Annotated in this window: 16 protein-coding genes; 14 read left to right on the forward strand and 2 right to left on the reverse strand. The window is 71.5% G+C overall.

What is annotated here, in order from left to right; translation table 11 throughout:
* Nucleotides 1-7: 7 nt before the first annotated feature.
* The 3 genes from DDE18_RS15200 to DDE18_RS15210 are packed head-to-tail and all read left to right on the forward strand — an operon-like array spanning nucleotide 8 to nucleotide 2175.
* Nucleotides 8-841 (forward strand): PhzF family phenazine biosynthesis protein, encoded by an 834-nt coding sequence (locus tag DDE18_RS15200; RefSeq protein WP_116573099.1) that lies wholly within the window; start codon nucleotides 8-10, stop codon nucleotides 839-841.
* A 10-nt stretch (nucleotides 842-851) separates the two neighbouring features.
* Nucleotides 852-1664, forward strand: coding sequence for a thymidylate synthase (locus DDE18_RS15205; RefSeq protein ID WP_116573100.1), 813 nt, complete (start codon nucleotides 852-854; stop codon nucleotides 1662-1664).
* Complete coding sequence (locus tag DDE18_RS15210) at nucleotides 1654-2175, forward strand: dihydrofolate reductase (RefSeq protein ID WP_116573101.1); 522 nt, start codon at nucleotides 1654-1656, stop codon at nucleotides 2173-2175. Before DDE18_RS15205 ends, DDE18_RS15210 begins: the two co-directional genes overlap by 11 nt.
* Nucleotide 2176: 1 nt before the next feature.
* Here DDE18_RS15210 and DDE18_RS24055 read toward each other — a convergent pair whose 3' ends face one another.
* Entirely contained in the window at nucleotides 2177-2311 is a 135-nt protein-coding gene (locus DDE18_RS24055; protein ID WP_281258389.1) for a hypothetical protein, read from the reverse strand.
* 105 nt (nucleotides 2312-2416) lie between these two features.
* On the opposite strand from DDE18_RS24055, the gene dapA reads away from it, so the two are divergent.
* From dapA to DDE18_RS15225, 3 genes are read left to right on the forward strand one after another with little or no spacing between them, the layout of a single operon-like run.
* Nucleotides 2417-3310 carry a 4-hydroxy-tetrahydrodipicolinate synthase gene (gene dapA / locus DDE18_RS15215; RefSeq protein ID WP_116573102.1) on the forward strand — a complete coding sequence of 298 codons (894 nt, stop codon included), beginning with the start codon at nucleotides 2417-2419 and terminating at the stop codon, nucleotides 3308-3310.
* Between the two features lie 26 nt (nucleotides 3311-3336).
* The gene (locus DDE18_RS15220; protein WP_116573103.1) at nucleotides 3337-5028 is read left to right on the forward strand and encodes a ribonuclease J; all 1692 of its coding nucleotides are present in this window, start codon (nucleotides 3337-3339) and stop codon (nucleotides 5026-5028) included.
* Between the two features lie 16 nt (nucleotides 5029-5044).
* Nucleotides 5045-6829: a sensor histidine kinase gene (locus DDE18_RS15225; RefSeq protein ID WP_116573104.1), complete on the forward strand. Its 1785-nt coding sequence runs from the start codon at nucleotides 5045-5047 to the stop codon at nucleotides 6827-6829.
* A gap of 87 nt (nucleotides 6830-6916) precedes the next feature.
* Here the strand turns inward: DDE18_RS15225 and DDE18_RS24060 are convergent, their stop codons facing one another.
* Nucleotides 6917-9802, reverse strand: coding sequence for a M4 family metallopeptidase (locus DDE18_RS24060; protein WP_116573105.1), 2886 nt, complete (start codon nucleotides 9800-9802; stop codon nucleotides 6917-6919).
* A 190-nt stretch (nucleotides 9803-9992) separates the two neighbouring features.
* Here DDE18_RS24060 and DDE18_RS15235 point away from each other — a divergent pair, with 190 nt between their 5' ends.
* The 8 genes from DDE18_RS15235 to DDE18_RS15270 all read left to right on the forward strand — a co-directional run bounded on the left by DDE18_RS15235 (nucleotide 9993) and on the right by DDE18_RS15270 (nucleotide 22475).
* Entirely contained in the window at nucleotides 9993-12590 is a 2598-nt protein-coding gene (locus DDE18_RS15235; RefSeq protein WP_116573106.1) for an FtsK/SpoIIIE family DNA translocase, read from the forward strand.
* Nucleotides 12590-14377 carry a helix-turn-helix domain-containing protein gene (locus DDE18_RS15240; RefSeq protein ID WP_116573107.1) on the forward strand — a complete coding sequence of 596 codons (1788 nt, stop codon included), beginning with the start codon at nucleotides 12590-12592 and terminating at the stop codon, nucleotides 14375-14377. The genes DDE18_RS15235 and DDE18_RS15240 overlap by 1 nt, the downstream gene beginning before the upstream one ends.
* 145 nt (nucleotides 14378-14522) lie before the next feature.
* Complete coding sequence (rimO, locus tag DDE18_RS15245; RefSeq protein WP_116573108.1) at nucleotides 14523-15962, forward strand: 30S ribosomal protein S12 methylthiotransferase RimO; 1440 nt, start codon at nucleotides 14523-14525, stop codon at nucleotides 15960-15962.
* Entirely contained in the window at nucleotides 15959-16579 is a 621-nt protein-coding gene (gene pgsA / locus DDE18_RS15250) for a CDP-diacylglycerol--glycerol-3-phosphate 3-phosphatidyltransferase (RefSeq protein ID WP_116573109.1), read from the forward strand. The genes rimO and pgsA overlap by 4 nt, the downstream gene beginning before the upstream one ends.
* Nucleotides 16580-16755: 176 nt before the next feature.
* Nucleotides 16756-19026 carry a 5'-nucleotidase C-terminal domain-containing protein gene (locus DDE18_RS15255; protein WP_116573110.1) on the forward strand — a complete coding sequence of 757 codons (2271 nt, stop codon included), beginning with the start codon at nucleotides 16756-16758 and terminating at the stop codon, nucleotides 19024-19026.
* A gap of 97 nt (nucleotides 19027-19123) precedes the next feature.
* Entirely contained in the window at nucleotides 19124-21610 is a 2487-nt protein-coding gene (locus DDE18_RS15260) for an ExeM/NucH family extracellular endonuclease (protein ID WP_116573111.1), read from the forward strand.
* A 10-nt stretch (nucleotides 21611-21620) separates the two neighbouring features.
* On the forward strand, nucleotides 21621-22100 hold the full coding sequence (locus tag DDE18_RS15265; protein WP_116573112.1) for a CinA family protein: 480 nt from the start codon (nucleotides 21621-21623) through the stop codon (nucleotides 22098-22100).
* Between the two features lie 69 nt (nucleotides 22101-22169).
* Complete coding sequence (locus DDE18_RS15270; protein WP_116573113.1) at nucleotides 22170-22475, forward strand: helix-turn-helix domain-containing protein; 306 nt, start codon at nucleotides 22170-22172, stop codon at nucleotides 22473-22475.
* Nucleotides 22476-22478 lie beyond the last annotated feature (3 nt).

Genomic DNA, 22478 nt, shown 5'->3' on the forward strand with positions numbered 1-22478 from the left:
TACGGGCATGCTGCGCCCTTTCCGACAGGTCGACGTGTTCTCAGAAGATCCGCTCTGCGGCAACCCCGTTGCGGTGGTGCACGAGGAGCAGGGGGGGATCAGCGACGAGCAGATGGCCGCGTTCGCCCGGTGGACCAACCTGAGCGAGACGACGTTCCTGCTGCCGCCGACCACCGACCAGGCCGACTACCGGCTCCGCATCTTCACTCCCGACGAGGAGCTGCCGTTCGCGGGGCACCCGACGATCGGGTCGGCACACGCCTGGCTCGAGGCGGGTGGTGCGCCGCGTTCACCGGGCACGGTCGTGCAGGAGTGCGGCGTCGGCCTGGTGACGGTGCGGCTGGGGGAGCGGCTCGCGTTCGCCGCCCCTCCGCTCATCCGGTCCGGTCCCGTCGACAGCTCCGACCTCACGCGCATCGCCCGGGTCCTGCGGGTGCGCGAGGAGGAGATCCTCGACTCCGCCTGGATCGACAACGGTCCCGGCTGGATCGGCGTCGTGCTGCGCGACGCCGACGCGGTCCTGGCCCTGCAGCCCGACTGGGCCGCCTTCGGCGATCTCAAGGTGGGCGTGGTGGGCCCCCGCGAGGGCGGCGACACGGCCTGTGAGGTCCGGGCGTTCTGCCCGGGCCTGGGCATCACCGAGGACCCGGTCACCGGCTCGCTCAACGCCGGCCTGGGACAGTGGCTGGCAGGCAGCCTGCTGCCCACGTCGTACGTCGCGGCGCAGGGCACGGCCCTGGGCCGAGCCGGCCGGGTGCACGTCGAGCGGGACGGCGACACGGTGTGGGTCGGCGGCGACGCGACGACCACGATCGCCGGAACGGTGGACCTGCGCGAGTAGCCTGACCGCCATGCAGTCCTATCTCGACCTCCTCCGGCGCATCCTCGACGAGGGCGTGGAGAAGTCCGACCGCACCGGCACCGGCACGCTCAGCGTCTTCGGCCACCAGACGCGCTTCGACCTGCGCGCCGGCTTCCCGCTGGTGACGACCAAGAAGGTGCACACGCGGTCGGTCTTCGGGGAGCTGCTCTGGTTCCTCCGGGGCGACACCAACGTCAAGTGGCTGCAGGACCGCGGCATCACGATCTGGGACGAGTGGGCCGACGCAGACGGAGACCTGGGTCCGATCTACGGCTACCAGTGGCGGTCGTGGCCGGCCCCCGACGGCCGGCACATCGACCAGCTGGCGCAGCTGGTCGACAACCTGCGCCGCGACCCCGACAGCCGGCGCCACATCGTGAGCGCCTGGAACGTCGCCGACATCCCCGACATGGCGCTCGCGCCGTGCCACACGCTGTTCCAGTTCTACGTCGCGCCCGCGCCGGACGGCGGACCCGGCCGGCTCTCGTGCCAGCTCTACCAGCGCAGCGCCGACGTCTTCCTGGGCGTGCCGTTCAACATCGCCTCCTACGCGCTGCTGACCCACATGGTGGCCCAGGTGGTCGGGCTCGAGGTGGGCGACTTCGTGCACACCCTCGGCGACGCGCACCTCTACACCAACCACGTCGAGCAGGCGCGCCTCCAGCTGACCCGCGAGCCGCGCGCCCTGCCGACGCTCTGGCTCAACCCCGAGATCACCGACCTCGACGCGTTCGACCTCGACGACATCCGGGTCGAGGGCTACGACCCGCACCCCGCCATCAAGGCTCCCATTGCGGTCTGAGCCGGTCTCGACTCCGCTCGACCAGCCGCGGGAGCGCGTCGTGGTCGTCGCGGCGTACGCCGAGAACCGGGTCATCGGCGACCACGGCCGGATCCCCTGGCACATCCCCGAGGACTTCGCGCACTTCAAGGCGGTCACCCTCGGGCACACGCTGGTGATGGGGCGGGCGACCTGGGACTCGATCGGCAGGCCGCTGCCCGGCCGCACGACCGTCGTCGTCACCCGCGATCCCGGGTGGACGGCGGGGGAGCACGCCGACCGGGTGCACGTCGCCCTCTCGCTGGAGTCGGCCCTGGAGCTGGCCGCCGGCCTGCCAGGCGACACCGTGGTCGCCGGCGGCACGCAGATCTACGAGCAGGCGATGCCGTGGGCCACCCACATGGTGCTCACGGAGGTGCACCTCGAGCCGGCCGGGGACGCGCACTTCCCGACCTTCCCGCCGGGGGAGTGGCGGGAGGTCAGGCGCGAGCCCGGGCCCGGGCTCGAGTGGGTCTGGTGGGAGCGGGTCTGAGCTAGGTGCGCGCCGACCGGTGGATCTCCTTCTCCACCGCCTTCGCGAGGTCGGAGACCAGCCGGGAGTGCCAGCGCTCGTGGGCGGCGAGGTCGCTGACCAGCGCCTTGCAGTCGGGGCAGGTGTCGGATGCCATCAAGATCACCTCCTTGCCTCCAGAGTGCTCCCCGGACGGTGGCGCAGCAACCCACCCGCGCGCCGCGAGGCGGGGCGTGGGGCGCCGGCGGGATAGCCTGACCCCATGACGTCTGCAGCACCCTTCGGGCGGATCCTGACCGCCATGGCGACCGCCTTCCACGAGGACGGGTCGCTCGACCTCGACGGCACTGCCCGAATCGCCGCCCACCTGGTCGACCACGGCCACGACGGCCTCGTCGTCAGCGGCACCACGGGCGAGGCCCCCACGACCTCCATCGAGGAGGACGGCCGCATCCTCCAGGCGGTCAGGGACGCCGTGGGCGACCGGGCGACGATCGTCGCGGGTGTCGGCACCAACACCACCACCCACTCGGTCGAGCTGGCCCAGCAGGCGGCCAAGATCGGCGCCGACGGGCTGCTGCTCGTCACGCCCTACTACAACAAGCCCTCGCAGGCAGGCGTGCTCCACCACTTCCGCCAGGTCGTCGAGGCCACCGACGTCCCGGTGATGCTCTACGACGTGCCGGGTCGCACCGGCACGACCATCGCCCCGGAGACCTACGCCCGCGCCGCTGAGTGGGACACCGTCGTCGCCGTCAAGGACGCCGTCGGCGACTTCGTCCGCGGAGTGCGCATCGCCACCGAGACCGGCATCGCCATCTACTCCGGCGACGACGCCCACAACCTCGGCTGGCTGGCGCACGGTGCCGTCGGCATGGTCTCGGTCGCGGGTCACGCGATCGGCGACGACCTCAAGGCGATGACCGAGGCCTTCCTCGCCGGCGACCACGACGCCGCCCTGGCGACGTACATCCGCACGCTTCCCGTCGTCGACGCCATCATGGGCGTCCCCAACTACGGCGCCACCACCGCGAAGGCCACCCTGCAGCTGCTGGGTGTCCTCGACAACCGCCACGTCCGCAGCCCGCTCGTCCCCCTGGACGAGCAGGAGTACGCCGCACTCCGCGCCGCACTCAACGCTGCCGGCCTCCTCTGAGACCCAGAGCAACAGGAAGAAGCACCTTGAGCCATCCCCACCCCGAGCTGTCCGCGCCCGCACCTCTCGAGAAGGGAGCCCTGCGGGTCATCCCGCTGGGGGGCCTCGGGGAGGTGGGCCGCAACATGACGGTCTTCGAGTACGACGACCGGTTGCTGATCGTGGACTGCGGGGTGCTCTTCCCGGAGGACCACCACCCCGGCGTCGACCTGATCCTGCCCGACTTCGCAGCGATCCGGGACCGGCTGGACAAGGTGGAGGCCCTGGTCCTCACCCACGGCCACGAGGATCACATCGGCGCGACGCCCTACCTCCTGCGCGAGCGCGGCGACATCCCGCTGGTGGGCTCCGAGCTCACCCTGGCCCTGCTCGGCTCCAAACTGCGAGAGCACCGGCTCAAGGAGACCGTCCACCACGTCGTACGCGAGGGCGACCGGATCTCGTTCGGCCCGTTCGAGCTCGAGTTCGTCGCGGTCAACCACTCCATCCCCGACGCGCTCGCGGTCGTCATCCGCACCGGCGCCGGCCTGGTGCTGCACACGGGCGACTTCAAGATGGACCAGCTGCCCCTGGACGGCCGGATCACCGACCTGCGCGCCTTCGCGCGGCTGGGGGAGGAGGGCGTCGACCTCTTCCTGACCGACTCCACCAACGCCGAGGTCCCGGGCTTCACCACGTCGGAGCAGAACATCGGCCCCGTGCTCGACCGGGTCTTCCACCAGAGCAAGCAGCGGCTGATCGTGGCCTGCTTCGCGTCCCACGTCCACCGCGTGCAGCAGGTGCTGGACGCGGCCGTGGCACACGGCCGCAAGGTCGCCTACGTGGGCCGGTCGATGGTCCGCAACATGCAGATCGCGCACGACCTCGGCTACCTCACGGTGCCGCCCGGCGTGCTGGTCGACGCCAAGGACCTGGCCGAGCTGCCGCCGGAGCGGCAGGTGCTGGTCTCGACCGGGTCGCAGGGGGAGCCGCTCAGCGCCCTGAGCCGCATCGCGCAGCGCAACCACCACTTCGTGCACATCGAGGAGGGCGACACCGTCATCCTCGCGAGCTCGCTCATCCCGGGCAACGAGAACGCCGTCTACCGCGTGATCAACGGCCTCGCCCGCTGGGGCGCGAATGTCGTGCACAAGGGCAACGCCCTGGTGCACGTCAGCGGCCACGCGAGCGCCGGCGAGCTGCTCTACTGCTACAACATCGTCAAGCCACGCAACGTGCTGCCGGTGCACGGCGAGATCCGCCACATGCGCGCCAACGCCGAGCTGGCGAAGGCCACGGGCGTCCCGGCCGACCGGGTCGTGATCGCCGAGGACGGCGTCGTTGTCGACCTGGTCGACGGCGTCGCGAAGATCGCCGGCAAGGTCGAGTGCGGCTACGTCTTCGTCGACGGCTCCTCCATCGGCGACATCTCCGAGGCCTCGATGAAGGACCGCCGGATCCTCGGCGAGGAGGGCTTCATCTCGGTCATCCTCGTGGTCGACTCGGTGACCGGGAAGGTGAGCGGCGGGCCCGAGATCCACGCCCGGGGCTTCGCGGAGGACGACTCCACCTTCGACGCGATCCGCCAGCCGATCATCGACGCGATCGACCAGGCGATCGCCGACGGGGTCGACGACTCCTACCAGCTGCAGCAGACCGTACGCCGCGTGGTCGGGCGCTGGGTCAACAAGACCCACCGCCGGCGGCCGATGATCATCCCGGTGGTCGTCGAGGCGTGAGGGGGCATGGGGGCAGATGACTGGGCACGCGCTCGACCGCGCGGGTGGTATCGCCCGGGTCCTCGACCTGGTGCGCCGGGTCAACTCCTCGACCGACACGGCCGAGCTGCTCGACGAGGTCGCCCGCGGTGTGGTCGAGGGCCTGGGCTTCGGGGTCTGCGCGATCAGCCGCATCGACGGGGACAGCGTGCTGACCACCAACGTCGCGGGCGACGCCGACGCGCGCCGCGCCCTCCTCGGCCGCCGGTTCGGGATCGAGCTGGTCCTCGACGAGTACGCCAAGGCCGAGCACTGGGGCATCCTGCGTTTCCGTAGCCACGACACGCTCGGCCGCCAGCCGCTCGACCGCGCGCCGGGCTGGACACCAGGCATCGCGCCGGGTGGCGAGCCCGATGACTGGCATCCCCTCGACGCGCTGTACGCGCCCCTGCTCTCCGCTACCGGCGAGCTGGTCGGCAACCTCGCCGTCGACCTGCCGCCGGGCAACAAGGTGCCCGGCTCCGAGCTGCGGGAGCTGCTCGAGCTCTTCGCCGTGCAGGCCGGCCTAGCGCTCTCCAACGCCCAACAGAGGGACCGGCTGGCCGAGGGGATGCGCCTCGAGTCCGCCATGAAGGAGGTCGCGCTGGCCGGCAGCCAGGTCGACCTGGACGCCATCCTCGCCACGGCCGTCCGGGCCGTGCACGCCGGCTTCGAGGCGTCCCAGGTCTGGGTGCGGTGCTTCGCCGACCCGGACCTCGGCAGGGACGCCCACGCGTTCGGCCATCCCGAGCCGCCGATCTCGCCGTCGCTGCTGCTGCGCGAGGACCTGACGGACGACGCCTGGCCGAGCCGTGGCCGGGTCGTCAGCCTGCTCCTGGAGGGCGACGAGGGGCCGTTCATCCGGAGCGCCGCGCCCCTGCGCGAGCTGATGCGTCAGATGGGTGCCGGGCGGCTGCTCGTCTCACCGCTGTCCCTGGGAGCCGAGCTGATGGGCTACCTGGTCATCGCCTTGCCCCTGGAGCACCCCGAGCCGACGACGAGCGAGCTCACCGCACTGCACGAGATCGCCCGGGAGCTCGGGCGCATCGTGCACGCCGCTCGGGTCCACGAGACCGAGCAGCGGCTCGTCACCGAGCTGCGCGAGCTCGACCGCTACCGCGCCGACCTCATCGCGACGATCTCGCACGAGCTCAAGACGCCCCTCACGTCGATCATCGGCCACGTCGAGCTGCTCGACGAGCTGGACACCGGGGTGCCGTCGGTGCGTGCGATCGAGCGGAGCGCCCATCGCCTGCACAAGCTGGTCGACAGGCTGCTCTCCTACTCCCGGCTGCACGGCGAGATCCGAGAGGTGCGTCGCCGGTTCGACCTGGTGGAGCTGTGCCGCTCGACCGTCGAGCACTCCGGGTTCCAGGCCGCGACGTCCGGGCTCTCGCTCGACCTGGAGGTCCTCGACGAGCCCCTGCCCGTGACCGGGGACCCCCACGAGGTCTCCCTCATCGTGGACAACCTGGTGGGCAACGCGCTCAAGTACACCCCCCGCGGCGGGTCGGTGCGCGTGCGTGTGGGGTCCGCGGGCGCCGAGGCCCGGGTGGAGGTGGTCGACACCGGTCTGGGCATCTCCCGCATCGACCAGCCCCATGTGTTCTCGCCCTTCCACCGGTCCACCAACCTCGATGCGCTCTCCATCCCAGGCTCGGGTCTGGGCCTCGCCATCTGCCGCCGCATCGCCGAGCAGCACGGCGGGCAGGTGTCCGTCGAGAGCGAGCTGGGACGGGGCAGCACGTTCACGCTGACGCTGCCCCTGGACACGAGCGACTGAGCCGCACGACAAGGGCCCCGGCGGGATCCGCCGGGGCCCTCCCCGTGTGTCAGGCCCCGGTCGTCCCAGGGTCGTCAGGGGCCGACGTCAGCGACGACGGCCCTCCGTGCTGCCGGCCACCGGCGCCGGGCCGCCGAGGCAGGTGGAGACCTCGACGTTGTCGACGTACCAGCCCTCGAGGCCACCGCACCCGTCACGGCCGATGTCGAAGCGCAGCGTCACGGTGTCGCCCGCCTTGACGCCGGCCTTCGTGAGGTCGACCTGCGAGGTGCCCCACGAGCCGCCGATCTCGCCACCGTCGGTGCCGGTGAACCCGTCCTCGCCCGCCATCGGGTTGGTGTTGGTCGAGGCGTCGGTGAGCTTGGTCGGCGCGTTGAAGGTGTAGGCCGCCGCCGGGATGACCGCGAACGGGCCCCCGTTGACGCTGACCTTCACGTTGCCGCCGTCATAGCCGGTCTCCGTCGACACGTAGTGGTCGAAGGAGAGCCGCGGCGTCGCGTCGCCGGCCGGGACGGTCACCGAGGGGCTGGTGATCGAGTCACGGCTGGAGAAGTCGCCGGCGCCGTTGGAGCACTCGCCCCGGTCGGGCGCCGGGCCGTAGGCCACGCCACCGGCGTGGTTGCCCGGAGCGCTGGTCGAGGCCTCCCACGGCATCGCGAAGCCACCTCGGAAGACCACCTGCTGGCTGGGGGTCCAGCCAGCGAGGCCGTCCTCGAAGTCCTCGACCCAGACCTGGGTCTCGGTGCCACCCTCGCCGCAGAGCGCCGGGGTGTTCGGGTCGAGCAGCGGCTTGAAGTCGCACTGCACGGGGTCGGTGCGCAGCTCCACGGCCGCCGCCATGTTGGCGACCTGGCCGCAGTCGCCACGCCGGATCGAGGCCGCGGCGGTAGGCGAGGCGTTGGCCGCCGTGCTGAGCTTGCGGATCGGCTGGCCGACGAGGTCGGTGCACGAGGCCTCGAGCGCGTCCGCGTGGTCGGCGAAGTCGGTCGTCGGCGTCTGGTACTCCGTCATCGCGCGGAAGTAGATCGCCGCCGCCTTGTCCATGCCGAGCCCCTTGATGTCGACGCCGTTGTAGGAACCGCCGTCCACGAGCAGGGCGTAGCCGTGGTTGGGCACGCCGGAGTTGCTGTGGACGCCGCCGCCGTCGTCGGTGGCGCAGTAGTACTCGGCGTCCGAGACCTTGCCCGGGTCGCCGTGGCAGGTCGGGCTCCACATGTCGCGGATCGCTCCACCGAAGGCGGTGGAGTCCTCACCCATCAGCCAGCGGTAGGAGTCGTGGCGGACGCCGGTCGCGTCCTTGAGGGTGACGTTGACCGGACCGTTGGGCAGCTCCGACTTGATCAGGTTGCCGTCGGAGAGGCGGATCCGCACCGAGGGGATCGTGATCGTCGAGTCGACGCCGGACATGCCTGCCGGGGTCGACTCCACGTTGTCGGCCACCAGGACCGCGATCGCCCCGGCGTTCTGGGCATTCTTCACCTTGATGGTGAAGGCGCAGGCACCGCGGTCGACGAGCGCGATCTTGCCGGCCACCGCCGCACCGTTGGTCAGCGCGGTGCACGCGTCGGAGGTGCTGGGGCTCGGCGTACCGTCCGGTGCCGGCTGGCCGTTGTCCACGCCCAGGACCACGTCACCGGTGACCCCGGTGGCGCTGAGCTGCGGGCCGAACGAGGCCGCACCGGCCTGGCAGACCTTGGCGATGCTGGCGGGCGAGTTGATCACCGCAACCGGGCGCGCGGGGGAGTGGCTCGAGCAGACGCCCACCGGACGCTTGGCCGCGATGTCGCCCTCGTCGGCGTCCATCCGGCCGTTGATCAGGTCGACGGTCTCACCCCAGATGTCGGAGTAGGACTCGTTGAGCGCACCGGACTGCCACTGGTAGATCAGGCCGTGGGTGTACTCGGTGTAGGCGTGGCCCCACTCGTGCGCGACGACGTCGTCGGAGGAGACGCCGCTGCAGTAGTTGGTGGTGACGCCGTTCCAGTTGGCGTTGGGGCACGAGATGCGCGGGTCGTTGTTGACCGTGATCATCTTGTGGCCCGCGCCGTCGTAGGAGTCGCGACCGAAGCCGTTCATGAAGAACCAGTAGGACTCACCCGTGCCGAGGACCTCGTTCTGCTGGTCGACGTCGAGCCGGCCCGGGAAGGCGTCGCCCTCCACCCACTTGAGGCCCTTGCGGTGGTAGACCCCCTCGTAGAGCTCGCGGGAGAGCGCGTCGTGGACCAGGGAGTAGCGGTTGACGAGCTTGCCCGTCTGCGCGTCGAGGAACACCATGTCGCGGACGTTCGCCCCGTTGGTGACCTCCACGACCCAGGCGAGGATCGCCTTGCCGGCCTCGCCCTTGGTGGCGCCGAGCCGGTAGACGACCAGCTCGGTGGAGGCAGCGTGGATGCCGGTGGTGTCGGCGTCACCCTCGTGACCGGGCGGCTGGGCCCGCACCGTGCCGACCGCTGCCTCGCCGGCGCGCTCGGCGCTCACGCGCGGCGTCGTGGACAGCGAGAGGTCGGGCGCGGCGTAGCCGTTGACCGAGGTCAGGTCGCCCTGCTCGTCGACGTGCGCGCGCAGCATGGCGCCGAAGACGTCGACGCCCCGGTAGGCCTGGCTGTAGGTGACCGTCCAGCCGACGCCGTTCGCGGTGACGCTGTCCCGCCGGAGCTCGGACGGGCGGGCAGCGAAGTTCGCGGCGTACTTGTCGAGATAGGCGTCGGCCTTGGCCGCCGCAGCGGCGCGCGAGGCGCCGGAGCGCGACGGCATCAGGTCGCCGTCGGTGCCCTTGACCCGGATGAAGCCGACCCGACGGGTCGCGCTCTCTCCGGAGAGTGTGACGAGGCCCTGGGCCTCGTTCTTCATGGCCTGCACGCCGTTGCCGTCGCCCGATCGGGGCGCGGACCCGGCTTGCGCCTGCATCATCGGTGAGGCTGCGAGGCCCGCCCCGATGACCGCCAGCGCGACGCCCTGCTTGAGGAGCTTCACGTCGGGTAATCCTCTCTTTCCCGAGACTCCCGCGAGGATGGGGGAGTGGTCCGAGTCACAGTAGGCTGCGGATCGTGACAGGTAAACACCTTCACGGCCGCTGGCTGTGACAAGGGATCGCCGAGCGGTGCCCGGCGACACGCATCCTGTGATCCATGGGGCTGGTGTGACGACCAACTAGGGTCGGAGCATGGCGACCCGTACGTCTTCCCCGCCGGGGTCGCGGAGCTCGAGCACGTCACGCACCAAGGCAGGCTCGAGCACCCGATCACGGAGTACCAGCAAGCGCCCCTCGTCCAAGGCCCCCGCGAAGGCCCGGACGAGGACGGCCGCGCGCCGGCCCGCCCCCCGCGCCGTGCGCAACGGCCCGGGACCGGTGGCCCGCACCTTCGGTGCGTTCGGCCACGCGGTGGCCTCGGTGTGGCTGGCGGTCGCCCACGCGCTGGGGGCGGTGGCCCGCAGTGTCGGGCGCTCGGCCCGTGACCTGGACCCCGAGCACCGCCGCGACGGGGTGGGGCTGTTCCTGATCGGCCTGGCCCTGGTCGTCGCTGCCGCGGTCTGGTGGCAGCCCCCGGGCGGTTTCATGGACTTCGTCCGCGAGGTGGTGTCCGGCTCGGTCGGCAAGGTCGGCTGGCTGGTCCCCTTCGTGTTCCTCTACGTCGGCTTCCGCACCCTCCGCGACCCTGAGCACAACGGCCCCGCCGGCCGCCAGGTGATCGGCTGGTCCGCCTTCGCGCTCGGCTCCCTGGGGATCGTGCACATCGCCAACGGCAACCCCCAGCCCGAGGTCGGCGACGCCAGCGCGCTGCAGGAGGCGGGTGGCGCGATCGGCTTCGTGATGTCCAGCCTGCTCCTCGACCTCGTGCGCACGTCGTACGTCGTGGTGCCGCTGCTGGGGTTGCTGGCCTTCTTCGGGCTCCTCATCATCACCGCGACCCCGCTCTACCGCGTGCCCGACCGGCTCGCCTCGGTCCGCGACCAACTGCTCGGCCGCCACCCCGTCGCCGTCCCGGACGCCCAGGCCGACGAGAAGACGCAGCCGGTGCGCACCCGCCGCCGCAAGGGGCTCGACGAGGTCGACCCCGAGATGGGGGACCCGGCCTACGACAGTCCTGTGCTGCCCGACCGCGAGCTGAAGAAGCGCCGCAAGGCGCTGGCCGCGTCGACCTCCGACGAGGGCGCCGACGTGGGCATCGACCTGTTCGCCGACGCGCCCACGGCGGTCACGCCCGTCGTCGACGACGCCCCGACCGGCGACGTCGAGCCGCCTCCACACACGCCGCTCCCGCAGCGGGTGGAGCAGCTCCAGCTGTCCGGCGACTTCGCCTACACCCTCCCCGACGGAGCCGTGCTCAAGCCGGGCTCGCCCCACAAGGCGCGCTCGAAGGCCAGCGACGCCGTCGTCGAGCGCCTCTCCGGCGTGCTCGACGAGTTCGGCATCGACGCCCAGATCACCGGCTACACCCGTGGCCCGACCGTCACCCGCTACGAGATCGAGCTCGGTGTCGGCGTCAAGGTCGAGAAGATCCTCGGCGTCCAGCGCAACATCTCCTACGCCGTCGGCTCCGACGACGTCCGCATCCTCAGCCCCATCCCGGGCAAGTCCGCGGTCGGCGTCGAGATCCCCAACGTCGACAAGGAGATCGTCTCCCTCGGCGACGTGCTCCGCTCCAACGCCGCCCGCAACGACCACCACCCGATGGTCGCCGGGCTCGGCAAGGACGTCGAGGGCGGCTTCGTCGTCGCCAACATGGCGAAGATGCCGCACCTGCTCGTCGCCGGTGCCACCGGCTCGGGCAAGTCGTCGTTCATCAACTCCCTCATCACCTCGATCCTGATGCGCTCCACGCCGGACGAGGTGCGGATGATCATGGTCGACCCCAAGCGCGTCGAGCTGAACAACTACGAGGGCGTCCCGCACCTGATCACGCCGATCATCACCAACCCGAAGAAGGCCGCCGAGGCGCTGGCGTGGGTCTGTCGCGAGATGGACATGCGCTACGACGACCTGGCCAACTTCGGCTTCCGCCACATCGACGACTTCAACAAGGCCGTGCGGGCCGGCAAGGTCGAGGTGCCGCCCGGCAGCGAGCGCCAGCTCTCGCCGTACCCCTACCTGCTCGTGATCGTCGACGAGCTCGCGGACCTGATGATGGTCGCCCCGCGCGACGTCGAGGACTCGGTGGTCCGGATCACCCAGCTCGCGCGTGCCGCCGGCATCCACCTGGTGCTCGCCACCCAGCGTCCGTCCGTCGACGTGGTCACCGGCCTCATCAAGGCCAACGTTCCCTCGCGGCTGGCGTTCGCGACGTCGTCGCTCGCCGACAGCCGGGTCATCCTCGACCAGCCCGGCGCGGAGAAGTTGGTCGGCCAGGGCGACGGGCTGTTCCTGCCGATGGGGGCGTCGAAGGCGATCCGGGTCCAGGGCTCGTGGGTCACCGAGGCCGAGATCCACCAGGTCGTCAAGCACTGCAAGCAGCAGCTCGAGCCCACCTACGTCGAGGACGTCACCGCGCCGCAGGCGTCCAAGCGCGAGCTCGACGACGACATCGGCGACGACATGGACCTGGTGATCCAGGCCATCGAGCTCGTCGTGTCCACGCAGTTCGGTTCCACGTCGATGCTGCAGCGCAAGCTGCGGGTCGGCTTCGCCAAGGCAGGCCGCCTGATGGACATCCTCGAGAGCCGCGGCGTCGTCGGCCCGAGCGAGGGCTCCAAGGCCCGTGACGTCCTGGTGAAGCCCGACGAGCTCGACTCCGTGATCGCCACGCTGGAGGGGGAGTCCTGATGGAGAGCGCACCGCTGCACGACCAGCCGCACGAGGAGCAGGAGACGCCACGCGAGGCGCTCACCCTCGCGCCCGACGTGGTCGAGGTGCACCGCAGCGCCGGCCTCGCCGCCGGCGTGGGAGCCGTCTCGTCCGCCGTCGCCATCGCCTACCTCGGGCGCGCCGTCCAGACCGGAGCCGTGCTCGACTGGGTGCTGTCCGCTGCCATGGGCCTGCTCGGCATCGCCTGGCTCGCCGCGCTGGTCGACGCCCGCACGCCGCTGATGGTCGCCGACGCCCAGGGCGTGCGGATGCGGCTGGGCCGCACCTGGCGCGGCCTGCCCTGGGGCGCCGTACGACGGGTGGAGCACACGCCGCGCCGCGGCCTGCTAATCGACGGCCGACTCGTCGTGGTGCCGCACAACCCCGAGAGGCTGCTCGACGAGCTCGACCGGCGCGGCCGCCGACAGGCGGCCTGGGCCGAGCGGCTGCACGGAGCGCCGCTGGCCGTGCCGCTGGGGCTGTCGACCAAGGTGACCGGCGCGGGCGACGACATCTCCGCGGCGCTCGAGCGGGTAGCGATGAGCGCCACCGAGGTCGTCGTGGTCGAGCGGGCCGCGACCACCCCGGCACCCGAGACCACCGAGGTCGCCGAGGACGTCTCCGACGACACCGGGGCCGACCACGTCGACACCGGCCACCACGTCCACCTGCGTGACCCCCGCCCGCTGCTCGCCACGGGCATCGCCCGCCTCGCCGCGCTGCTGCCGGAGCGGCGCGACGGCGTCGACGACCATGCCGCAGCCCAGGACGAGGTGGCGGACGAGGCCGGGACCGGCGGTGGGGACGGCCACGACGTCGCGGCGAGCGCCACCCCGGCACCCTTCCGGGAGACCCGGCCGGCCAGCCGTGCGGAGGTACGCCGAGAGGCAGAGGCCGCCGAGGAGCCGACCGGTCGCGAGCTGCGCCGCCCCGGCAGCGTCAGCCTGGTCGAGGAGACCCAGGTCTGGGGCGACCGGGTGCGCCCGATCGCCCGCGAGGGCGACGCCGTCGAGGCGCTCGTCATCGACGACTTCGCCGTCGAGCCCGCCGACGACCCCGTGATCGGACCGGAGCTGGCGGCGGCGCGCACCAGGATCGGCCTCACGGTCGACCAGCTCGCCGAGCGCACTCGCATCCGGCCGCACGTCATCGAGGCGATCGAGGTCGACGACTTCGTGCCCTGCGGCGGCGACTTCTACGCCCGCGGCCACCTGCGCACCCTCGCCCGGGTGCTCGGCGTCGACGTCACCCCGCTGCTGGCGTCCTACGACGAGCGCTACGCGCACGCCCCGATCAACCCGCGCCGGGTCTTCGAGGCCGAGCTCGCCACGGGCGCCCACGGCTCCATCCGCGGCACGCGCGGCGGCCCGAACTGGTCGGCGCTGGTCGCCGTCGTCATGGCCCTGGTGCTCTGCTGGTCGATCGCCCGCCTGGTCATGGACTCGCCCCAGCCGCTGCGCGGCGCCACCCCGGTGCTCAACGGGTCCGGTGGCCCGGACGGCATGGGCACGGCGCCCGTGGCCGACCCCGTGCCCGTGGTGGTGTCCGCCCCTGCCGGGGGCGCGCACGTCGTGGTCCGTGACGGCAGGGGCGAGATCGTCTTCAAGGGCAACCTGTCGGTCGGCGCCACGCAGGAGCTCACGGCCTCGCCGCCCGTGCGCGTCCAGTCCACCGACGGTGCCGTCACCGTCGCCCTCGACGGGGAGGCCGCCCGTCCCGTCGGCGAGCCCGGTGTCACCGGCCAGGGCACGTTCGTCCCACGCTGACCGGACCACGTCCCCGGACGTGTTTCGTCTCACCCGCCCCGGCGGGCGAGACGCCGCCGATGCGTCGGCGTTGCGGGCCCCGACATGCCGAGACGGCATACTCACGGGTGACATGACGAGCACCCGCACTGAACCGTCCACCCCGATGAGCGTCGCGGTGGTGACCCTGGGCTGCGCCCGCAACGAGGTCGACTCCGAGGAGCTGGCCGGTCGGCTCGAGGCCGACGGCTTCGTGCTGGTCGCCGACCCCGGGGACGCCGACACGGTCGTCGTCAACACCTGCGGCTTCGTCGAGGCGGCCAAGAAGGACTCCGTCGACACCCTGCTCGAGGCTGCCGACCTCAAGGAGCAGGGCCGGACCCAGGCGGTCGTGGCGGTGGGCTGCCTCGCGGAGCGCTACGGCAAGGACCTCGCCGAGTCGCTGCCGGAGGCCGACGCGGTGCTCGGCTTCGACGACTATCCGGACATCGCGGCCCGGCTGCGCTCGATCGTCGCGGGGGAGGCCCACCAGGCCCACACGCCGTCCGACCGCCGGCGCCTGCTGCCCATCTCCCCGGTGGACCGCGACGCCTCCGCCATCTCGGTGCCCGGGCACGGCGACCTCGCCGAGATCGGGGTCGGTGCGCCTGCGACCGGGCCGCGCGCCGTACGCCGTCGCCTCGACGCCGGCCCGATGGCCCCCCTCAAGCTCGCGAGCGGCTGCGACCGCCGCTGCTCGTTCTGCGCGATCCCCAGCTTCCGCGGCTCGTTCGTCAGCCGGCGTCCCAGCGACGTGCTCCAGGAGGCGCAGTGGCTGGCGACGCAGGGCGTCAGGGAGCTCTTCCTCGTCAGCGAGAACTCCACGTCCTACGGCAAGGACCTCGGCGACCTGCGGCTGCTCGAGACACTGCTGCCCGAGCTGGCCGGAATCGACGGCATCGCGCGGGTGCGGGTCTCCTACCTGCAGCCCGCCGAGACCCGCCCCGGCCTGGTCGAGGCGATCGCCTCGACGCCCGGCGTCGTGCCCTACTTCGACCTGTCGTTCCAGCACGCCAGCGCCACGGTGCTGCGGCGGATGCGCCGCTTCGGCGACCCCGAGAGCTTCCTTGGGCTGCTCGAGCAGATCCGGGGCCTCGCGCCGGAGGCAGGCGTCCGGTCCAACGTCATCGTCGGCTTCCCCGGCGAGACCGAGGACGACCTGCAGGTGCTGTGCGACTTCCTGGAGGCCGCCCGGATGGACGTCACGGGCGTCTTCGGCTACTCCGACGAGGACGGCACCGAGGCCGCCACCTACGACGGCAAGCTCGACGACGACGAGGTGCGGGCCCGCACCGAGCACGTCACCGCCCTGGTCGAGGAGCTCAACGCCCAGCGCGCCGAGGAGCGCGTCGGCGAGACGGTCACCGTGCTCGTCGAGTCGGCCGAGGACGGTGTCGCCGAAGGCAGGGCCGCGCACCAGGGCCCCGAGGTCGACGGTACGACGCGGCTCGAGGACGCGGGCGCCGTGACCGTCGGCCACCTCGTGACCGCCACGGTCGTCGCCACGGACGGCGTCGACCTCGTTGCCCGGGCAGACGTGCCCCAGCAGGAGGGAGCACGCGCATGAGCGAGACACAGCAGAAGGTCTCCAACTTCAACATCGCCAACGTCCTCACGACGCTGCGCATCGTCCTGGTCCCGTTCTTCGCCTGGGCGCTGCTGCAGGACGGCGGCGACTCGGTGCTGTGGCGCTGGGTCGCCTTCGCCATCTTCGCCGTCGCGATGATCACCGACAAGGTCGACGGCGACCTCGCGCGCAAGCACAACCTGATCACCGACTTCGGCAAGATCGCGGACCCGATCGCCGACAAGGCGATCACCGGCATGGCCTTCATCGGGCTCTCGCTGGTGGGCGACATCTGGTGGTGGGTCACGATCCTCGTGCTGGTCCGCGAGTGGAGCGTGACGCTGCTGCGCCTCTCGATCCTCAAGCACGTCGTCATCGCGGCCGCCCAGAGCGGCAAGATCAAGACGACCCTGCAGGCCGTCGCGCTCTCCGGCCTGATCTGGCCGCTCCCGCACGGAGACGCGCACGGCGGGGCCTTCGACGCCTGGGGGGTCTTCGGCGAGGTGCTCTTCTACACCAGCCAGGTCCTCCTGGCCGCGGCCGTGGCGATGACCATGTGGTCGGGCTACGAGTTCTTCCGCGACGTGCGGCGCGCGCGACGGTCCGCCCGGTCCTGACCAAGCCGTCACAGAAGGTTCACCGGGACTCGTCTGAAGTGCCACGGGAGGGCCCCCACGTCGGGTTATCGTGACGCGGTTCACCAGCCCGTCCCGAAAGGCTTCCTGTGTCAACATCATCATTCGGTCGACGCTTCATCGCGGGGGCGACCGCAGCGGGGGTTCTTGCGGCCCCGATGGCTGTCCTGGGGACGGCGTCGCCGGCCCACGCGGCCACGGTCAACATCCAGATCCTCGGCACCAACGACTTCCACGGCCGCCTGCTGGCCAACGGCTCGGAGGCGGGCGCTGCCGTGCTCTCCGGCGCCGTCAAGCAGCTCGAGGCGGAGAACCCCAACACCGTCTTCGCAGCCGCCGGTGACCTGATCGGCGCCTCCACCTTCGAGTCCTTCATCCAGAAGGACAAGCCGACCATCGATGCCCTCAACGAGGCCGGGCTCGACGTGTCGGCCGTCGGCAACCACGAGCTGGACGCCGGCTACGCCGACCTGGTCAACCGCGTGATGGCTGCCTACGACGCCACCACGAACCCGCTCGGCGGAGCGGCCTGGCAGTACATCGCGGCCAACCTCCGCAAGAAGAGCGACAACACCCACGCCGTTCCGGACCGCTGGATCAAGGACTTCGGGTCGGTGGAGGTCGGCTTCGTCGGCGCGGTCACCGAGGACCTGCCGTCGCTCGTGAGCCCGGACGGCATCTCCTCGATCGCCGTCACCAACATCGTCAACGAGGTCAACGCCAGCGCCGACGCCCTCGAGGCCGAGGGCGCGGACGTGATCGTGCTGCTGGTGCACGAGGGCGCCCCCGACACGACGTTCGCCTCGGCGACCAGCACCACCAACGCGTTCGGCCGGATCGTCAACGGCGTCGACACCAACATCGACGCGATCATCTCCGGCCACACCCACCTGGCCTACAACCACTCCGTGCCGGTGCCCGCGTGGCAGACCGAGGGACGCGCCGTCACCACCCGACCGGTCGTCTCGGCCGGCCAGTACGGCATGAACCTCAACAAGCTCGTCTTCTCGGTCGACGACGCGACCGGCCAGGTCACCGCCGTCAACCAGAGCATCCTGCCGCTGATGGGTCCCGACCCGGACGGCAGCGGTCCCGGCGTCCCGCCGGCGCTCTACCCGGTCGACGCCGAGACCAAGGCGATCGTGGACGCCGCGAAGGCGAAGGCCGACGAGCTCGGCGCCCGGGAGCTCGGCAAGATCACCGCTCCGTTCAACCGTGCCCAGCTCGCCAGCGGCACCGAGAACCGCGGTGGCGAGTCCACGCTGGGCAACCTCGTCGCCGAGGTGCAGCGCTGGGCCACGTCGACCCCCGAGGCCGGCGCGGCGCAGATCGCGTTCATGAACCCCGGCGGCCTGCGGGCCGACATGGTCGGCAACGCAGCCGCGGGCTACCCGGCCACGCTGACCTACAAGCAGGCCGCGGTCGTGCAGCCGTTCGCCAACACGCTGGTCAACATGAGGCTCACGGGTGCCCAGATCAAGACCGTGCTCGAGCAGCAGTGGCAGCGCGACAGCAAGGGCGAGGTGCCCACCCGGCCGTTCCTCCGCCTCGGCACGTCGGCCGGCTTCTCCTACACCTACGACCCGGCCAGGCCCGAGGGCTCACGCATCACCGGCATGTGGCTGGGCGGCAAGAGGATCGAGCCCGCCACGGCCTACTCCGTGACGGTCAACTCGTTCCTCGCCGCCGGGGGCGACAACTTCCACGTCTTCAAGGACGGCACCGCCAAGCGCGACACCGGCAAGATCGACCTGCAGGCCATGGTGGACTACGCCGCGGCCAAGTCGCCCGTCGCGCCCGACTACACCCAGCACTCGGTGGGGGTCTCGTTCCCGGCCGGTGCCCCCGCGGCGTACAGCCCGGGCGACACGGTGAAGCTCTCGCTGTCCTCGCTGGCCTTCTCCACGGCGCCCGACAAGAAGGACACCGCCGTGGCGGTCACCCTGGGTGACAAGAAGCTCGGCACCTTACCCGTCGACAACACGCTGGGCGCGGACGTCTTCGACGAGTACGGCAAGGCCGCCGTTGCCGCCAAGGTGCCGGGCGGCACCGCCCAGGGGCCTGCGACGCTCCGTGTCACCGGCACGACCACGGGGACCACCGTGGACGTCCCGATCACGGTCGGCCCGAAGAAGGCCGTGAAGATCAAGGTCGTCAAGCGCCCCAAGAAGGTCGTCGCAGGCAAGACCCGCGCGCGCATCGTCGTCAAGGTCCTGGCCGAGGCCGGCACGCCCCACGGCAAGGTCGTCCTGCGGATCTTCGACAAGATCGACAAGAAGTGGACCGCCATGCTCAAGGACGGCAGGGCGAAGTTCAAGCTGCGGCGCCTGAAGAAGGCCGACCGCTACAAGCTCAAGGCGACGTACAAGGGCAGCGGCGAGTACCTGAAGGCCAGCAAGGCCTTCAAGCTCCGCGTCCGCCGCGGCTGAGTGAGGTGAGGGAGCCCGGTCCGCCGGGCTCCCTCACCATCCCTGCTCGACTCCTGCTCGCCCCGCCAGCACACCACGTCCGACCTCGGGAGAACCCATGCGCACCAGCGCGAACGCACGACTGATCGTCGCCGCGGCCGCCTTCGGCCTGCTCGCGACCGGGCTCGCAGCCTTGCCCGCCCAGGCCAACCCGGCCGGCACCGGCCTCGTCATCAGCGAGGTCTACGGCGGCGGGGGCAACTCCGGCGCCACCCTGACCCACGACTTCATCGAGCTCTACAACCCCACCGATGCCGCGATCAGCGTCGAGGGCCTGACGGTGGAGTACTTCGCTGCCAGCGGCAACCCCGGTGACAGCCACCCCCTCAGCGGCAGCGTCCCGGCGAAGGGGCACTACCTGATCCGGGAGGCGAAGGGCAATGGCGGCACGACCGCACTGCCGACTCCGGACGCCACGGGCTCGATCTCGATGGGCGGATCCGCCGGCAGCGTACGGCTGAGCGGCGCGGCCGGCGTCATCGACGTCGTGGGCTACGGCGCCGCCGTGGTACGCGAGGGCTCGCCGGCTCCGGCCCTGTCCAACACCACGGCGGCCACCCGGGACGCGGCGCGCAGGGACACCGACGACAACGCGGCCGACTTCACGGCCGCCAGCCCGGCGCCGCACAGCTCCGGCGTGGTCACCGAGCCGCCGCCCGGCCCCGTCTCGAAGACCATCGCCGAGATCCAGGGCACCGGCGCCAGCAGTCCGCTGTCTGGGCAGCAGGTGTCGACCCGAGGCGTGGTGACGGCGGCCTACCCGACGGGCGGCTTCAACGGCTTCTATATCCAGACGCCCGGCCCCGACACCACGCCGGGCGCCTCCGACGGCCTGTTCGTCTTCGAGCCCGGGTTCGCCTCCTCCATCGCGGTCGGCGACTCGGTCGAGGTCGTCGGCCTGGTCAAGGAGTTCGGCGGGCTCACCGAGGTCGACGCCACCACGGTGACCGAGATCGCGGCGCTCCCGGCCGTCGTACCGAACACCGAGCTGCCCGGCAGCACGTGTGCCCTGCCCGGCACGGCCTGCCCGGACACGGCCTCCCTCGATGCGCAGCGTGAGGAGCTGGAGGGCGAGGCGTTCTCGCCCACTGCCCCGATGACGGTGACCGACGCCTACGACTTCGGGGTCACGTCGAGCAGATTCTTCGGCGAGATCGGCATCGCCGCCGGCTCGACCATCCCCCTGGTCACCCCGACGGAGGTCGTGGACGCCCAGGACGCCTCGGGCATCGCCGCCCGCACTGCCTACAACGACGCGCACCGGGTGGTGCTCGACGACGGGTCGTCGGCGACCTACTGGAACACCAGCAACACCGCCGATGCCCAGGACGAGCCGCTGCCGTGGCTGACCGCCGACCACACGGTCCGCGTCGGCGCGCAGGTCACCTTCGACAAGCCGGTCATCCTCGACTACCGGTTCGGCTGGAAGCTCCAGCCACAGCGGCAGGTCATCGGTGTCCCGACCGGCCTGGTGACCTTCGAGCAGGACCGTCCCGCCGCGCCCGCGCCGGTGGGTGGCGACCTCAAGCTGGCCACGTTCAACGTGCTCAACTACTTCACCACCCTCGGCGGCGACGTCCCCGGCTGCTCGGCCTTCGTCGACCGGGACGGCAACCCGATCGCGACCCGGAGCTGCTCGGGTGCCAACGGCCCCCGGGGCGCCTGGAACCAGGTCAACTTCGAACGTCAGCAGGCCAAGATCGTCCGCGCGATCAACACGATGGACGCCGACGTGGTCTCCCTCGAGGAGCTGGAGAACTCGCGCGTCGTCGACGGCGGCGACCGCGACGAGGCCATCGCCTCCCTCGTGGGCGCCCTCAACGCCGACGCCGGGAACGTCCGGTGGGCCTACGTCCCGTCACCGTCGGCGCTGCCCGCCAGCGAGGACGTGATCCGCACCGGGTTCATCTACGACCCGTCGACGATCGAGGTGGTCGGGGAGAGCAAGATCCTCGACGTCCCGGCCTTCGACAACGCCCGCGAGCCGCTCGCGCAGGTCTTCAAGGGCACGGGCGGGCCGGCGGGGCAGAGGTTCGCGGTGATCGCCAACCACTTCAAGTCCAAGGCCTCGGGCTTCGACGACGGCACCGGCCAGGGCAACGCCAACCCCGACCGGGTGGCGCAGGCCAGGGCGCTGGTGGCGTTCGCGAACAGCTTCGCCGCCGAGCGCGACACGGACAAGGTGTTCCTGACCGGCGACTTCAACGCCTACTCGGAGGAGGACCCGGTCCAGGAGATCGAGGGCGCCGGCTATGTGGCCCTCACGTCCACGGACGACCCGGACGAGGAGAGCTACAGCTTCGCGGGCACCTCCGGCTCGCTTGACCACATCTTCGCCAACCCCGCCGCCAGGGCGATGGTGACCGGCGTCGACGTCTGGGAGACCAACGCCAACGAGTCGGTCTTCTACCAGTACAGCCGCTACAACTACGTGGGCACCGACCTCTACCGTCCGACCGTCTACGCGGCGTCCGACCACAACCCGGAGGTGATCGGCATCAACCTGCGCGGCCGGGAGACGAAGCCCCTGCACCCGCGGGGCTAGCATCGGGCCCATGAGCCAGGCGCTGCAGGACCGTCTCGTCGAGCTGGGCAGCACGGTGGCCACGGCGGAGTCCCTCACCGGAGGGGCTCTCGCCGTCCGCCTCACCCAGCTGCCCGGCTCGTCCGACGTGTTCCTCGGCGGCGTGGTCGCCTACGCCACCGAGGTCAAGGAGTCGGTCCTCGGCGTGCCGGAGCAGGTGGTGCGCGAGCACGGCGTCATCTCGGGGGAGTGCGCCGTGGCGATGGCCAGCGGAGTCCGCGACCTGCTGTCCGCGACGTACGGCCTCAGCACGACCGGGGTGGCGGGGCCCGAGCCGCAGGAGGGCCAGCCGCCCGGCACCGTGTGGATCGCGGTCGCCGGGCCGGAGGGGGTCGAGACGCGGCTGCTGGAGCTCGAGGGGGACCGGACCGATGTCCAGTCCGCGACCTGCGACGAGGCGTTGTCCCTGCTCGGTGGCATCCTCCGCATGGAAGGATCCGTGCTCGGGTAGCGTTGGCCTCCATGATGCGCCTCGACAGGGGCGTCCCCGGTGAGCCGGCTCGAGAGAAGGGAGAGGCGCATGGTGCTCTTTCGCAAGTTGCTCGGCGACGTGCTCCGCAGCGAGCGGGTCCAGCGTGGGATGACCCTCCGCGAGGTGTCTGCGGAGGCCCGGGTGAGCCTGGGCTACATCTCCGAGATCGAGCGCGGCCAGAAGGAGGCGTCGTCCGAGCTGCTCGCCTCGCTGTGCTCCGCCCTCGACCTGCCGCTCTCCGAGGTGCTGCGCGAGGTCTCCGACGCGGTCGCCGTCGAGGAGGCCGCACTGCGCGCCACCCCCATCACCGTCGCCCGGGCCCAGGCCGCCGACGTCGTCGCCTCCGCCGCCTGAGGC

The sequence above is a fragment of the Nocardioides gansuensis genome, from assembly GCF_003076135.1.
Taxonomy (GTDB): Bacteria; Actinomycetota; Actinomycetes; order Propionibacteriales; family Nocardioidaceae; genus Nocardioides; species Nocardioides gansuensis.